The following is a 14,197-nucleotide window of genomic DNA, read 5'->3' as shown; positions in this document are numbered from 1 at the left end:
AAACTAGAAAGATGAGGTGACTTATGTATTTTAGAATAATTCGAAATGACATTTTAAAAAGCAAACTAATAACGTTGACAACGATGATATTTGTTGCTGCTGCAGCTATGCTTGTTTCTCTGTCAGCGATACTTATTGTCAATCTTTCGGGCGGGATAGATACATTCATGAGGCAAGCGAAAACGCCTCATTTTATGCAGATGCATGCGGGTGATATAGATACTGTACGACTTTCAGATTTCGCGGAGCATAACAGCACTGTCGATGAATTCCAGGTGCTAGAATTTCTCAATGTTGATGGTGCACGTATTATTATTGACGGTAAGTCGCTTGCTGACAACGTTCAAGACAATGGCTTCAGTACACAGAGTGAAAAATTTGATTATCTCCTTGATCTTGACGGAAACGTAATAAATGTAGCCGATGGGGAGATATATGTTCCGGTAGGTTATATGAAGGATGGCACTGCAAAAGTCGGTGACAAAGTTGAAATACATGGAAAGAAATTAATCGTTGCAGGATTTCATCGCGATTCACAGATGAATTCGTTACTTGCCTCATCGAAGAGGTTTCTTGTGAGCGAAAAGGATTATGCTGCAGTAAAGGATTTTGGAAGCACAGAATATCTGATTGAGTTTCGATTAAAGAACTTATCTGAATTGGGGGCATTTGAAACGGCTTATACCTCCGCAGGACTTGAAGCAAATGGGCCGACGATCACATATCCGCTTTTCAAAATGCTGAATGCCATTTCTGATGGGCTGATGATTGCGGTAATTCTCCTCGTTAGTGTCCTTGTCGTTGCAATCGCTTTTATGTGCATACGCTTTACGCTCCTTGCGAAAATCGAAGACGACTACCGTGAAATAGGTGTTATGAAAGCAATAGGGCTACGTGTGTCCGATATGAAAAAGATTTATCTTGGGAAATACGCGATCATGGCGGCAGTTGGTTGTGCACTTGGATTTGCACTTTCATTTGTATTCAAAGGCAGGCTTCTTGAAAATATCCGGCTTTATATGGGGGAAAGTGAAAATACCACTCTCGCTTTATTTTTCGGAATATTTGGTATAACGCTTGTGTTCCTTGCGATTATTACCTATGTAAGTGGTGTACTGAAACGTTTTCAAAAAATATCAGCCGCTGAAGCAATACGCTTCGGCACCTCACAGGGAAAATCTGCAAGTGCGAAACATTTTTGCCTGAGTGGAAACAGGCTACTTAACACGAATATTTTTCTAGGCGTGAAAGATGTTCTTGTAAGAAAAAGCCTTTATGCCACAATGCTTGCGGTACTTGTCATATCGACCTTTATTATAATTGTTCCGCAGAACCTGTATAACACTATCTCTTCCAAAAGTTTTATCACATATATGGGGATAGGAAGTAGTGATATGCGCATTGATATTCAGCAGACTGACAATATTTCTAAAAAAGCCATTGAAATGGTAAACGTGATGGAGAACGATAAATCCATAGAAAAATATGCAGTGCTTACGACTAAAACATTCACCACAAAGACTGAGGATGGATTGGAGGAACGAATAAAGATTGAGCTTGGCGATCATTCAATTTTCCCATTAGACTATTCCGACGGCAGGGCACCCGCTTCGGAAGATGAAATTGCACTTTCGGTAATTAACGCTGACGAGCTGGTTAAAAATGTTGGTGATGAAATTCTCTTGATGATTGAAGGAAAGGAGAGAAAGCTGACTGTATCTGGAATTTATTCCGACATTACCAACGGAGGAAAAACTGCAAAGGCTGCTTTCGCTGACAACTCAGAAGAGATCATGTGGAGCGTTATTTATGCGGATTTAACCGATAAATCTCATGTCGAAGAAGTGGTTTCGGAATATGCGCAATGGTTTACTTTTGCGAAGGTTTCTGACATTGATGAATATATTACACAGACATTTGGCTCAACAATAAACTCCATTGGAAGGGCTTCCGGAGCTGCAACTGCTGTTGCGGTGATAATAACTGTATTAGTGACGCTGTTGTTTATGAAAATGCTTGTTGCAAAGGACAAATATTCCATTGCTGTGATGAAATCATTCGGTTTTACAAACAGTGATATTTCTGTACAGTATGTTTCACGTTCGGTATTCGTATTAATTTTAGGAATTGTTCTCGGCACGATTCTGGCAAACACGCTCGGAGAAGTACTTGCAGGTGCGATTATTTCCTCATTTGGAGCGTCGACGTTTAAATTTGTGGTTAATCCTCTTGCGTCATACCTGTTTTGCCCACTACTGATGATATGCTCGGTACTGCTTCCTACTATGATTGGTACATTTAGCGCGGGACAAATAAAAATATCTGAGAATATTAAGGAGTAGATTATGAAGAAAATCATTATCGGTGAAAATATTGTAAAGTCTTTTGGTGAAGGCAATGAAAAGCTTCAAGTTCTAGACGGAATATCTGTTGAAATTAACGAGGGTGAGTTCATTGCGGTGATGGGACCTTCTGGCTCAGGAAAATCGACACTAATGTTTGCATTAAGCGGAATGGATGGTGTTGACGGTGGGAAGGTACATTTTGACGGTAAGGATTTATCAGTTTTCAAAGAAAATGAACTAGCCGATTTACGCAGAACAAAAATGGGATTTGTTTTTCAGCAGCCAACTTTGCTGAAAAATTTGAGTATCCTCGATAACATTATTCTTCCATCAATGCGTGACAATCGAAAAAACGTAACGGTAATTAACGAAAAAGCAAAAACACTTATGAAGAAAGTGGGTATAGCGGGACTTGAAAGACGTGATATTACCCAAGTTTCGGGAGGACAGCTACAGCGTGCGGGTATATGCCGTGCACTTATGAGTAATCCTAAAATTATTTTTGGTGATGAGCCGACTGGTGCACTTAACTCAAAATCTGCACAGGACATTATGGATATATTTACTGATATTAACAGGGAAGGTACTGCGGTAATGCTTGTCACGCACGATGCAAAGATTGCCGCAAGGACTGAACGTATTTTGTTTATGTGCGACGGGAAAATCGTGAGCGAAATGCGACTTCAGAAATTCCACGGTACAGATATGGATGACAGGATCAAAAAAGTCACGGCCAAATTGCAGGAAATAGGAATCTAAATTTAAACCCCATTCCATATATTAATATGATGTGTTTCGAAGAAAGAGGGGAATAAAATGAAATTATGGTGGTTTGCAAATGTTTTTTGGTTAGTAATGTTTGCGTTAGGTGCAATTTTTATTGGTTTAAGGGAAGTTGATGGAGCTGGAATATCTCAAACTCCTGAAATAAAAGCTATAACTTTCATAATGGTAGGAATTTTATTCGTAATTATTATGTTTATCCAAATTGTATGGTTATTTTTTGTCAAAAAACTGAGGTATTGAATGTATATTTATAATTGCTCCTTCTTTAGTTAACTTAAACGGCCACCAGCATTAGTAGGTGATCGTTTAAGTTTTTTGCTATTCTCTCCATATGTTAAAATTGGGATAAGGAGGGGGTAGTGTTAAGTGAAAGTGCATCGTATTCTAAAAGGAAAAGTTTTTATCATAGCATTATTGGGGCTATTAATTAGTGGCATTTTAATAGGATGTCAAAATGATGATGATTTACCAGAAACACAAGGTACGATGGGTGAAGTTGAAATTGAACCAAATAAAGAGCAGCAAAGAATTGCAGAACTCACAGGTGAAATAGAATCGTTACAAGCTCAAAGTGAATATTTAAATGAAGAAAAACAATATTTTACGGCAGTTATTAAAGAAATAATTGATGATTTTACGGAAGAAGAAATGCTCGAACTTTCCCAAAATCAGATCATATATGATTTAACAGTAAATGGATATTTTATTCCGAAAAGTGGACAAGTAACAATTCCTACGGGTGATGTGAAAATTTTACTCTCAGAAAGAGTTAGAGGGTATGATTTTTTACCATCTGAATGGATAGAGAGGGGGAGGATTAGTGAGAACTATATTGACCAAATATTAAATTTTGATACGACAAATTGGACACCATTGATGACTGATGGAACTGTTGTTACTGGTCAGGGATATCAACAACGGATATGAAAGCAGGAGAGCGATTCTCCTTTAACATTACAGATGAACTAAAAGAACGATTAAACATTGATACCAATACAATACAGATAGAAGTAAACTAAATTCTATTGAAATAACATAGTTTCTATTAATCCTGACTTTTGATGATGAACCTTAAATCTCTATAATAAATAATTGATTATCCATAATTATATAAAGCTAAAAAGGGTGATAAACTTTAACTAAATGTATCAGGAATGTTGATTAACTAATTTTATCCAATACTAGTGCTAGAAAAGGTGAATTTCCGCTTCGGGCTACTCGCTTTCCTATTTGGTGAGTAGTGCATTTTTTGAATTAAGGTATAAATGGAGTGAGTTTTATGAAAATACTAAGAAAATTACCCAAATGTAACCCACATTTACATTCGGAATTAATTAAAAATAATTGGATTCCAATGAAAGAACCCAAAAATATTACAAGTGCTATTTTGTTATCAATCCCTTTAATGATTGTCGCAGCAATTTTCACTATTGGGGTAATAAATATCTTTTCTAGTATTTCGTTGAGCGAGTTTGGACTAAATCCTGATGCAATATCAATAACAATTAACTTGAGTAGTGTTTTTGGGGTAATTTTACTTTTAATACTCCACGAGTTACTTCATTTAATTTTTATTCCGAATTTCACCAAATCAGAAAAAACGTACATAGGTATTACGCTGTTCGGGGGCTTTGTGGTAACGGAAGAAGAGATTTCAAAACCAAGATATATCTTCATTACAATTGCTCCTTTTATTATTATCTCAATAATTTTGCCACTTATCTTAAGTTCATTTGGGCTATTAACACCGACATTAAAGTTCTTAATAATACTAAACGCTATGGCATCATCAGTTGATTTACTTAATCTTCTCCTTATAATTAAACAAGTCCCGAAAAACGCAACTTTAAAGAGTAATGGACCAAACACATATTGGAAAAGCGTACAAACGAACAAACAAAAGAGTTGACAATAGTCAGCTCTTTTTGACTATCGGAGCAGCCATTTCTATAGAAGGGGAACCTCAACAAATGAAGGTTCCCCTAATTACTATTTAAAAATCAACATTAAATTTTAACAGAGCCAAAATTTAAAGAAAATATTTATTAGAATTTTAAAAAGGTATATGAATATATTTTTATAACATGCTAACATTCGAATTGTAAGAGAAATTACGATAGAAAGGAAAATGAAAAATGAATATTAAGGTTGAAATACTACCAAAATATCGCATTGCCTATGTACGACAAGTTGGTCCATATGGTCCTGCAAACATTCAAGTAATGGAAAAATTGAAACAATGGGCCACGGAGGAAGATTTGTTTACTAAATCGGCAATAATATTCGGAATTCCACAAGATCATCCGGAAACGACACTCCCTGAAAACTGTCGCTATGATGCGTGTATTGTTATCTCTAACGATTATCAACTGGAAGATTCGATTTGTGAAGGTGAACTAGCTGGGGGGGAATATGTTATTTGCAAAGTCAAACATACAGCGGAAGATATTAAAAAAGCATGGGCTGAAATTTTTCCGATGTTACAAAACAGCGGCTATCAAATTGACAATAAACCAATTATTGAAAGATACACGATTGATATGGTTGAAAATCATTATTGCGAGCTATGTGTGCCTATAAAACCGTTGTAGTTTTAATTGAGCTGAAATAACAACCCAATAAAAAAAGCCTTATTGAACTAAAATGTTCAGCAAGGCTTTTTTGACGGATTCACGCTGTAGGTCGTTCATTTAAAATAATGTGGATATAAGTTTTTATGCGAGTAAATCCAATCTCTCATCTCAAGTATCATTTCTTCATAACTTGGTACGGTAAATGAAAAATCTTTTCGGGTATTAAGTAAGGTTTTATCTACATTTACTGTATGAGAGGGTAAAATCGTAGTTTTATTTTCTTTTAGATATTTATTGAATAATTGGAGTAAATCAAACTTATTGATACTCGAAGGATTGACGAGATGGTAGATACCAGAGAGGTTCTCTGTTGCTGCTTTTTCTATTGCCTTTGCTAATGTTAACGTCGTTACACCATTCCACATTGCACCTGTATATCCGTTAATCGTACCTTGCTTCTTCATGAACCAATTAAATAAGCCAATGCCACTTTCCTTCATATCAGGACCAATAATCGAATTTCTGAATGTTAAGTGCCTGTCACTATTAATTTCTCCTAAACTTTTCGTGCGATCATAAAAACTTTCGCCATCATGTTTGCTTTTTTCACTATAGGGCGCTGCTTTTCCTGAGAAAACGCAGTCAGTACTTAGATGAATAAGCTTTGTATCTGTATCTTTTATTATATTGACAATTGCGTGTGGCAAATAGCTATTAAGAAAAACGGCTTTATCAGGTTTTTTATCACAAGCCTCATTTAAAACACCGATACAATTGATGATGGCATCAAAATTGTTGAGTAAAATCCACCGTAAAAAAGAAGGATCCGTAATATCACCAGTACTACTTTTGCCAAAAGGTAAGTGAGTTCTCGAATAGGTAGTGACGTTATGCCCATTTTCACGTAAGTAGTGGGTAATCGTGTGACCGGCCATTCCTGTTGCGCCAAGAATTAGAAATTTCATGGTTTTCCTCCCTTCCATTTATGTAATTCTTCTTGAATGTATGGCAGTTTTAATAATTTTTCTTTTATTTCTTCTATAGAAAGTATTTTTGTATTATTGGAGTTATATTCATCTGTTAGTGTAATTTTAGGAGAGCCTACTTCAAGGTATTTACTATAATTTAAATCTCGATTATCGGCAGGGATTTTATAAAAATTGCCCATATCGATTGCCTTTGCTGCTTCTTCCTTTGTTAGTAGAACCTCATAAATTTTTTCCCCATGGCGTGTGCCAATAATGTTCACTTTATTTTGGACATTAAATAATTCGAGTAGGGCTTGCGCTAAATCAGCGATATGTGCAGCTGGTGATTTTTGGACCATGATGTCTCCATTTTCCGCATTTGAGAAGGCGTATAAAACTAATTCGACAGCTTCATCGAGGCTCATCATAAATCGTGTCATTTTTGGATCTGTAACGGTTAATGGTTTACCTGCTTTTATTTGTTCGATGAAGAGGGGGATGACGGAGCCACGTGATGCCATAACGTTGCCATATCTTGTACCGCATATGAGTGTTTGGTTGGAAGTGAGCATTCTGGACTTGGCAATGAACGTTTTCTCCATCATTGCTTTTGAAATGCCCATTGCGTTGACAGGGTAGGCAGCTTTATCTGTGGAGAGGCAAATTACTTTTTTCACACCTGCGTTTATCGCCGCAGTTAATACATTATCTGTACCTAGCACATTTGTTTTAACAGCTTCAAGTGGGAAAAACTCGCAGGAGGGAACTTGCTTAAGTGCTGCAGCATGGAAGACAAAATCCACATTATACATGGCATTATGGATGCTTTGAATATCGCGAACATCGCCAATGAAAAACTTAATTTTATTATTTTGGTATAAAATGCGCATATCATCTTGTTTTTTTTCATCACGAGAGAAAATCCGGATTTCCTTAATCTCAGTTGTTAAAAATCGTTCTAATACTGCATTTCCAAATGAACCTGTACCACCTGTTATCAGTAATATTTTGTCTTTAAACATTGTGTTGTAATGTCGCACCTCCTAGATATGTGGGCGTTACTTAAGCCCTCTTTGATGTAAATCGGATTCAGAATTTTCTCTCGGGAAGTTATACCAATATGCTAATATTCCAGTGTATTTGCATGAAGGTTTTTTTTCCATAAGCATGCGATTAAAATCCCAATCTCCAGCAATATCTTTTCTTTCAGTGAATACTGCATCTCCGATAAAACTTCTACGAATGATTTTAAATTGTCCCGGTAATGAATAACTATTTGATTCATCTTTGATAAATGAGTATCCCGCTTTCGCGTACATATTGTAATAATAGATGTCATATGTTCCATCTACTTGTGCCAAGACATCTCTTATCGCAGGTAAGTAATAATCGTCGCTATCAATAATGGCTATATAATCACCAGTTGCTTCTGCAATACATCGGTTATAGGAAGCACTCGCACCTATATTGGTACCGTTTTCTAGTATCTTTAAGACCGGAAAATATCTTTGGTAGTCTCTTAATATAGCTACCGTAGCATCAGTTGAATCATCGTCACAGACGATAATTTCATAGGCATATTCTTTTGGAATGCTATTAAGCATTGTCACGATCCAATCGCCACTATTGTAAGCAGGTGTTAAAAAACTAATCTTCATTTGCAACCCTCAATTCTATCTTTATGAAACCGGCTTTGGTCAAAACTATTCTCGAATAAACGTGAAGATGCTTTCCAATATAATATGCATATACGGATGTAATCTATAGGCTATTATTCTTTTAGGGATTTTATAATTACACCCACGATTGGCAAAGAAAAAGCAGCAGTATCCTTTCAAAATAGTTGCATTCGAAAAGAGAATCATTATTGCCAAGACAGCTGAACTCGCTTAAATTGTTCACGGTATCCTCAGCATAAACATATTCTATTTATAACTTTTTTTATTAGGGGGATATTATGTCAAAAAATATAGCCTTTATTTGTAGTGTTGAATCCTATCGACTTTCTGAAGCACATATTTTCAAGGATCTTTGTCTAGTACCGATTTTACTTGGTGAATACTTGAATTATGATGTGACTATAGTGACAACGGATTTGAATGAATCCGTACTCCATCAAACATTTCCTTCAGTGAACTTTCAATACATACCTTTTGAAGGCGGTTTTGAGGCGAATATGAATACGTATTTAATGCAACATGCACAAGATATTGATATAGTCTTTACCATTGGTCCTTATCCATCCTATTTATCAATGCTGAAGACATATAAGCAATATAACCCGAACGGAAAAATTTATATGAAGTTAGATGTGAATAGGTTTTGGTTGGGTCGACTATTGACGTATGCTTATTTTGAAGAGCTGATTCAGCTTTGTGATTTAGTCACTTCTGAATGCGAACCAATACAAACTGAGATTAATCGTGTATTGAATTTAGATGTCAAGCTGATTCCAAATGGCTTTTATGAATTCTTCTCAACTGGGCCAGTATCCTTTGAGGAGAAAAAAAACAGAATACTTACAGTTGGTCGATTAGATGCGCCTGAAAAACAAATTAAGCTAGCGGTCAAAGCATTTTTAGCTGCTGAGCTTACAGATTGGGAGTTTCGCTTAGTTGGTCCTATGTCAGATGTTTTTAGACGGGATTTACAAGAAATTCTTGAAGGAAATCCGTTCGCTGCCCAGGTCATCATTTTAGGACCTATTTACGATAAGCATTTGTTAGAGCAAGAGTATAGGCAAGCAAAAATATTTTGCCTCACATCCACCGTAGAATGCTATGCACATGTATTTGCTGAAGCGGCTAAAAATGGGTGTTACATCATATCTACCAACGTTGATGGTGCTTCGGACATTACACAAAATCAACGTTTTGGAAAAATTCATCCAACATATGATTGGGAAAATATTGGGTTAGAATTAAAAAAAGCTGCAACACAAGAAGAATTGCTTGCCGACACATGTGGTGCTTTACAAAAGTTTGCGAGATCCGAATTGAACTGGAGATTTATTGTTAAAAAGATTGCTAGTTTTCTAGATGAAGAAGCATTAAAGTAGATGATATTTAATTGAATACTCCCTTAGCGCACATAAGTAGGAATGATAGATTATTGAATTGTCATTTCCCGTTACTTACCAATTGAGATATAATATGGCTAAGTCAACATTACTAGATAATCTTGCGTAGACGAGGGAGGATTAAGATGGAAATAGTGCGTGCAACAATGAGTGAATTAGATGATGTAGCTATACTTTTTGACGAATATCGTCAGTTTTATGGTAATAAATCGGATGTCAGCAGCGGGAAGGCGTTTTTACAATTACGTCTCGCGTTAAATGAATCTATTATTTTTTTAGCAGTTCATGAAGGTAAAGCGATTGGTTTCACACAGCTATACCCAACCTTTTCATCATTAGCTTTGCAGCGTGCATTTATATTAAATGATTTGTATGTTACAGAGGATGCGAGGGGATTAGGCGCTGGGAAGGATTTAACTGAGATGGTATTCCAGTATAGTCAACAGCAGCATGCCCGATATGTGACGCTACAAACAGCACCTGATAACGTGAATGCTCGTGGATTATATGAGAAGTTAGGTATGAAGCAGGATGAGTATTGTAATTACGTAAAATATTTTGATTAAGAAGAAGCATCTCGACCCTGGGGGGAGAGATGCTTTTGAATGTTAAGGGAATTGTGAATTTTTTGCCTGTGGATAATCTAGGGCATAGTTGTCGTCTAGGTTAAAGCGCTACATCCTCGAAGTCGCGGTCTGCTCCCTAAGGCAAAAGTGGTGGAACGCATACTTTTACTTCAGGATCGCAAGCAGCTGTCGAATGTAACGAGCGCTTAAGCGCATTTGTTCATGCGCTTAAAGCTGAGCAATTAACTGTTGCAAGTCCTGTTTAGAACGGGGGAGTGGAATGTTTTTGTCAAATAGCTTTTTGTTTTGTAATGTGATAGCCATTTCAAATACCCATGGTCGTTCCAAATGGGCTCTTTCTAGCACATCTTCTTGATGGAAAAGTGCAACTGGATCACCGGTATAAATGATTTGACCTTGTTCCATAACTAGGATAATGTCTGCCCATTCATAAGCAAGCTGAATGTCATGGGTGGCGAGTAAAAATGTACGTTCGCCGTTCTCTAATTTAGCTAAGTATTGTAATACTTGTGCGGCATAATAATTGTCTAATCCTGCAGTTGGCTCATCTAGCAGTAAAACAGCAGGCTCCATCGCAAGGACACCAGCCATTGCAACGCGTTTTTTCTGCCCGACACTTAAGAAGTGAATGGGCTTTTCGAGTAAGTCTTCAACCTCTGTTTGTGCGACGGCCCAAGCAATATTTTCTTCAATTATTTCCGGGGACCAACCGAGATTGAGTGGACCGAAGGCGATGTCTTGCTTGACCGTACCAGAAAAAAGTTGATTGTCGGCATCTTGGAACACGATTCCGACTTGTTGACGCAATAGTTTTAACGCTTTTCGGTTATAGCGTAGTTTTTCACCACAAAATGAAATACTGCCCGATGTTGGTTGTAAAATTCCGTTTAAATGCTGAAATAATGTCGATTTTCCAGCGCCATTATGACCTAGAATTGCGATTTTCTTCCCCTTAGGAATTTGTAATGTAATGTTCGTCAATGCATGTGTACCGTCTGCATAGGCATAGGATAAATGCTTGAGATCAAAGTAAAGTTCGCTCATATGATACCCCCTCCATAGATGACGAATAATATGGCAATGCCAGCAATGCCAAGCCAGTTTTTCTTGTTATAAGCAGCAGTTTCCTGCCAGTAAACAGGTTCACCCCCACGTGCCTGCATCGCATTATTTAATTCACGACTACGCTGGAACATTTCCGAAAATAATGCCGCAATTAGCATTGATGCAGAGCGCAGCCACTGCATAGGCGAATGGTAGCCGAGTCTTGCTTGTTGGGCAAGGTGAATTTTTTGCATACTTTCTAAGAAAATGAAAATAAAGCGATACGTTAGCTCCACTAGTTCTACAAATAACACGGGTAGACGCCACAGTCGTAGCACGTAACAAATCGACTGTACTGATGTTGTTAAAATTAAAAAATAAAGGCAGCTAATACTACCAAGTACAATGAAAAATAGCTCCTGTGCCATCGAAATACTTAATGTACCGATAAAGATTGTCCATGCACCCAGTTGGAGATTCCAGATATGTGAAGGTAAAACACTTGAAGTAGGGGCAAACGAAACCAAAATTGTCACTAGACTCGTGAGTAGAAAAAATCCTGGAAGTAGTAGAAGTTTTAGATAATACGTAAAAGGGATTTTTGCGCCAAAAATGATAAAAGCACTCATTACAATAAATGTAATGAGTGAAATATGTTCATCTCGAAATATAAGCGACAGTAGTAGTAATCCAAGTGAAAACGTCATCTTTTCTAGTGGATGGACGGACGCTAAATTATTCATGTAAGCATATTTGTCAATGAGTAGCATTGTTGTTAACCTTCTTTATGTTTGCCACGCATGAAACCGATGAAATAGCCGATAAAACCAGCACCGATTGCAGCTTGTAGCACAAATAATAAACTCTCAATTTCACCACTTGGTGGCTCCCAAATACTTTCAAACCATGGCTCATACTCTGCGTTAATCTCACCAATTGCTTCTTCGGCCTCTCCATCAGCACCACCGAATTCAGCGCCTTTTTGTACTAAGAGGGGAATGATGGCAAGTAGCACGACAATGGCTAGTAACAGTAAATTCTTTTTCATCTTAATGTGCCTCCTTTGTAGAGAATACACGTAATGCTTTTAATTCGCTGACATTGTATTTTTTTAAGAAGTTCATGACAATCACCGTTAAAATCCCTTCGCTAATTGCAAGTGGAATTTGTGTTAAGGCGAAGATCCCAGAGAACTTCGTGAATGAAGCCATAAAACCACCAACTTCAGATGGGAATGCAAGTGCAAGTTGAACAGATGTCACGACATATGTACCTAAATCACCAAGCATTGCTGCAAAAAATACTGCTAGTGAGAATGAAAAGCCAATTTGTTGTGCCCCTTTAAAGACAAAATAGACGATAAATGGTCCGACAACTGCCATTGAGAAGACGTTTGCCCCTAATGTTGTTAACCCACCATGGGCTAAAAGTAAAGATTGGAATAATAATACGATTGTACCGATTACGCTCATCGCTAATGGTCCGAACAAAACGGTACCAAGGCCAACACCTGTTGGATGCGAACAACTGCCTGTTACTGAAGGGATTTTTAGAGCTGACAAGACAAATGCAAAGGCACCTGAAAGCCCCAACATCATTTTAGTTTCCGGATTCTCATCTATCGTTTTGCGAATAGAACGTAATCCTAAAATAATAAATGGAATGGATACAACCCACCAGAAAATTGCCCATTCAAGTGGCAAAAATCCTTCCATAATGTGCATAGCAAATGCACGATCTGGCACCATGATAAATGCTAATAAGAAATAACTAAGCTTCCAAAATGAAAATTTCAACATTCTTCCTCCTTTTGTTTTTTAGATTCATCACCAAAATTTGGGTTTGATTTCCGTTCCGCCTGGGCGCTTTCCGGGGGGCGCCCGATAAGCCGCGTCGGGGCAACAGGATGTTGGTCACAGGATGTGACGTTTTTAGCCTTTGTTCCCCTACAAGCCTCGCTCCTGGGTCACATCTAGGACGCTAATCCCCCAGGAGTCGCCCAGCCTCCACTACAATCAAAAGCATTCTAGTAGTGTTATGCTCTTTAAACAAATGCCAACTCATATTTTTGATGATGACCTTTTAGTGTGTGCAATAAAAAAGCACTTCTCCTTTTTGGAAAAGTGCATAGCAGAAAAAAGCAAATGAAAAAACGATTTGCTAAGCCGCACACCTATCCGCGTAGGTTGAAACTTGTCACGTATTTTTTGGCAGGTCTCCTGGCTTTAGTTCATCATTTTATAGGTCTTCCCATCCGTTGGACAGTGACGTATCTATAAAACTCCCTAGTACAGTGGCGGGACCGCGCCGGACTTGAACCGGCTTCCCTTTTAAGCAAGATGCAAGCACCTTACACCAAAAAATGTTATTGTTGTGAGTTTTCACGACACAGTGTAACACGGCTCAATGAAAATAATCTATCTCTTTTTGGAAAAATTTTTATTTTCAGTAATTTAAGTGTAGAAAATTCTGATATATTAAAGCGAAGTTAGGTGTTATTGCAGGAAATATTTGTAGAAATTTAATGGAGATTGCAAAAAATTTAAAAAAGAAGTCTTGAAATTTAATAATTATGAGCTATGATAGAAACAGTTTTTCATTATATTTTAAAAAACTAGAAAATTAATATAAATAAATCTATTAAGTGCTCGAAACTGTTCGAGATAATAGGGAAATCGGTGCAAATCCGGTACAGCCCCCGCTACTGTAATAGCTGATGAAATCGCAAATGCCACTGGTGCAAACTTGGGAAGGTGCGAAAGTAAAATGAAGCTTAAGTCAGGAAACCTGCTTAATTGATGGCACGCAAACTTTT

At 37.3% G+C, this 14,197-nt stretch carries 15 protein-coding genes and 2 riboswitches; of the genes, 8 read left to right on the top strand and 7 right to left on the bottom strand.

The features are described 5' to 3' along the window. Positions 1 to 23: 23 nt before the first annotated feature. The 6 genes from ACIQZG_RS14265 (at position 24) to ACIQZG_RS14240 (ending at position 5,722) form a co-directional block, all read left to right on the top strand. On the top strand, positions 24 to 2,342 hold the full coding sequence (locus tag ACIQZG_RS14265; RefSeq protein ID WP_402756042.1) for an ABC transporter permease: 2,319 nt from the start codon (positions 24 to 26) through the stop codon (positions 2,340 to 2,342). Between the two features lie 3 nt (positions 2,343 to 2,345). Next, the gene (locus tag ACIQZG_RS14260) at positions 2,346 to 3,104 is read left to right on the top strand and encodes an ABC transporter ATP-binding protein (RefSeq protein WP_402756040.1); all 759 of its coding nucleotides are present in this window, start codon (positions 2,346 to 2,348) and stop codon (positions 3,102 to 3,104) included. 57 nt (positions 3,105 to 3,161) lie between these two features. Continuing rightward, positions 3,162 to 3,371, top strand: a complete 210-nt coding sequence (locus ACIQZG_RS14255) for a DUF3923 family protein (RefSeq protein WP_402756038.1) — start codon at positions 3,162 to 3,164, stop codon at positions 3,369 to 3,371. Positions 3,372 to 3,497: 126 nt separating this feature from the next. Continuing rightward, entirely contained in the window at positions 3,498 to 4,058 is a 561-nt protein-coding gene (locus tag ACIQZG_RS14250) for a hypothetical protein (RefSeq protein ID WP_402756036.1), read from the top strand. A 352-nt stretch (positions 4,059 to 4,410) separates the two neighbouring features. Continuing rightward, entirely contained in the window at positions 4,411 to 5,040 is a 630-nt protein-coding gene (locus tag ACIQZG_RS14245) for a DUF3267 domain-containing protein (protein ID WP_402756034.1), read from the top strand. Between the two features lie 226 nt (positions 5,041 to 5,266). After that, positions 5,267 to 5,722, top strand: coding sequence for an AraC family transcriptional regulator (locus ACIQZG_RS14240; RefSeq protein WP_402756032.1), 456 nt, complete (start codon positions 5,267 to 5,269; stop codon positions 5,720 to 5,722). Positions 5,723 to 5,817: 95 nt separating this feature from the next. Here the strand turns inward: ACIQZG_RS14240 and ACIQZG_RS14235 are convergent, their stop codons facing one another. Genes ACIQZG_RS14235 through ACIQZG_RS14225 form a run of 3 tightly spaced genes read right to left on the bottom strand, consistent with a single transcriptional unit; the run spans position 5,818 to position 8,330 of the window. Further along, a complete protein-coding gene (locus ACIQZG_RS14235; RefSeq protein WP_402756030.1) occupies positions 5,818 to 6,669 on the bottom strand; it encodes an SDR family oxidoreductase in 852 nt (283 codons plus the stop codon). Further along, positions 6,666 to 7,694 (bottom strand): polysaccharide biosynthesis protein, encoded by a 1,029-nt coding sequence (locus ACIQZG_RS14230; protein ID WP_402756028.1) that lies wholly within the window; start codon positions 7,692 to 7,694, stop codon positions 6,666 to 6,668. The genes ACIQZG_RS14235 and ACIQZG_RS14230 overlap by 4 nt, the downstream gene beginning before the upstream one ends. 36 nt (positions 7,695 to 7,730) lie before the next feature. Next, the gene (locus tag ACIQZG_RS14225; RefSeq protein WP_402756026.1) at positions 7,731 to 8,330 is read right to left on the bottom strand and encodes a glycosyltransferase family 2 protein; all 600 of its coding nucleotides are present in this window, start codon (positions 8,328 to 8,330) and stop codon (positions 7,731 to 7,733) included. 299 nt (positions 8,331 to 8,629) lie between these two features. Between ACIQZG_RS14225 and ACIQZG_RS14220 the strand changes: the two genes are divergently transcribed. Together ACIQZG_RS14220 and ACIQZG_RS14215 are read left to right on the top strand one after the other, a co-directional pair. Beyond that, entirely contained in the window at positions 8,630 to 9,730 is a 1,101-nt protein-coding gene (locus ACIQZG_RS14220; RefSeq protein ID WP_402756024.1) for a glycosyltransferase family 4 protein, read from the top strand. A 146-nt stretch (positions 9,731 to 9,876) separates the two neighbouring features. Beyond that, positions 9,877 to 10,317 carry a GNAT family N-acetyltransferase gene (locus tag ACIQZG_RS14215; protein WP_402756022.1) on the top strand — a complete coding sequence of 147 codons (441 nt, stop codon included), beginning with the start codon at positions 9,877 to 9,879 and terminating at the stop codon, positions 10,315 to 10,317. Positions 10,318 to 10,545: 228 nt separating this feature from the next. Here ACIQZG_RS14215 and ACIQZG_RS14210 read toward each other — a convergent pair whose 3' ends face one another. The 4 genes from ACIQZG_RS14210 to ACIQZG_RS14195 are packed head-to-tail and all read right to left on the bottom strand — an operon-like array spanning position 10,546 to position 13,181. Further along, on the bottom strand, positions 10,546 to 11,382 hold the full coding sequence (locus ACIQZG_RS14210) for an energy-coupling factor ABC transporter ATP-binding protein (protein WP_402756020.1): 837 nt from the start codon (positions 11,380 to 11,382) through the stop codon (positions 10,546 to 10,548). After that, positions 11,379 to 12,152, bottom strand: a complete 774-nt coding sequence (gene cbiQ, locus ACIQZG_RS14205; RefSeq protein WP_402756019.1) for a cobalt ECF transporter T component CbiQ — start codon at positions 12,150 to 12,152, stop codon at positions 11,379 to 11,381. Before cbiQ ends, ACIQZG_RS14210 begins: the two co-directional genes overlap by 4 nt. Before the next feature lie 5 nt (positions 12,153 to 12,157). Continuing rightward, positions 12,158 to 12,430 (bottom strand): energy-coupling factor ABC transporter substrate-binding protein, encoded by a 273-nt coding sequence (locus tag ACIQZG_RS14200; protein WP_402756017.1) that lies wholly within the window; start codon positions 12,428 to 12,430, stop codon positions 12,158 to 12,160. A gap of 1 nt (position 12,431) precedes the next feature. Next, positions 12,432 to 13,181: an energy-coupling factor ABC transporter permease gene (locus ACIQZG_RS14195; protein WP_402756015.1), complete on the bottom strand. Its 750-nt coding sequence runs from the start codon at positions 13,179 to 13,181 to the stop codon at positions 12,432 to 12,434. A 393-nt stretch (positions 13,182 to 13,574) separates the two neighbouring features. Beyond that, positions 13,575 to 13,757: riboswitch (cobalamin riboswitch) on the bottom strand. 250 nt (positions 13,758 to 14,007) lie between these two features. Further along, positions 14,008 to 14,191: riboswitch (cobalamin riboswitch) on the top strand. The last annotated feature ends 6 nt before the right edge of the window (positions 14,192 to 14,197 follow it).

The sequence above is a fragment of the Lysinibacillus sp. NPDC096418 genome (assembly GCF_044762775.1).
In the GTDB taxonomy this organism is placed as follows: domain Bacteria; phylum Bacillota; class Bacilli; order Bacillales_A; family Planococcaceae; genus Lysinibacillus.
Note: the sequence above shows the minus strand (reverse complement) of the source record. Positions and strands in the feature narration are given on the sequence as shown.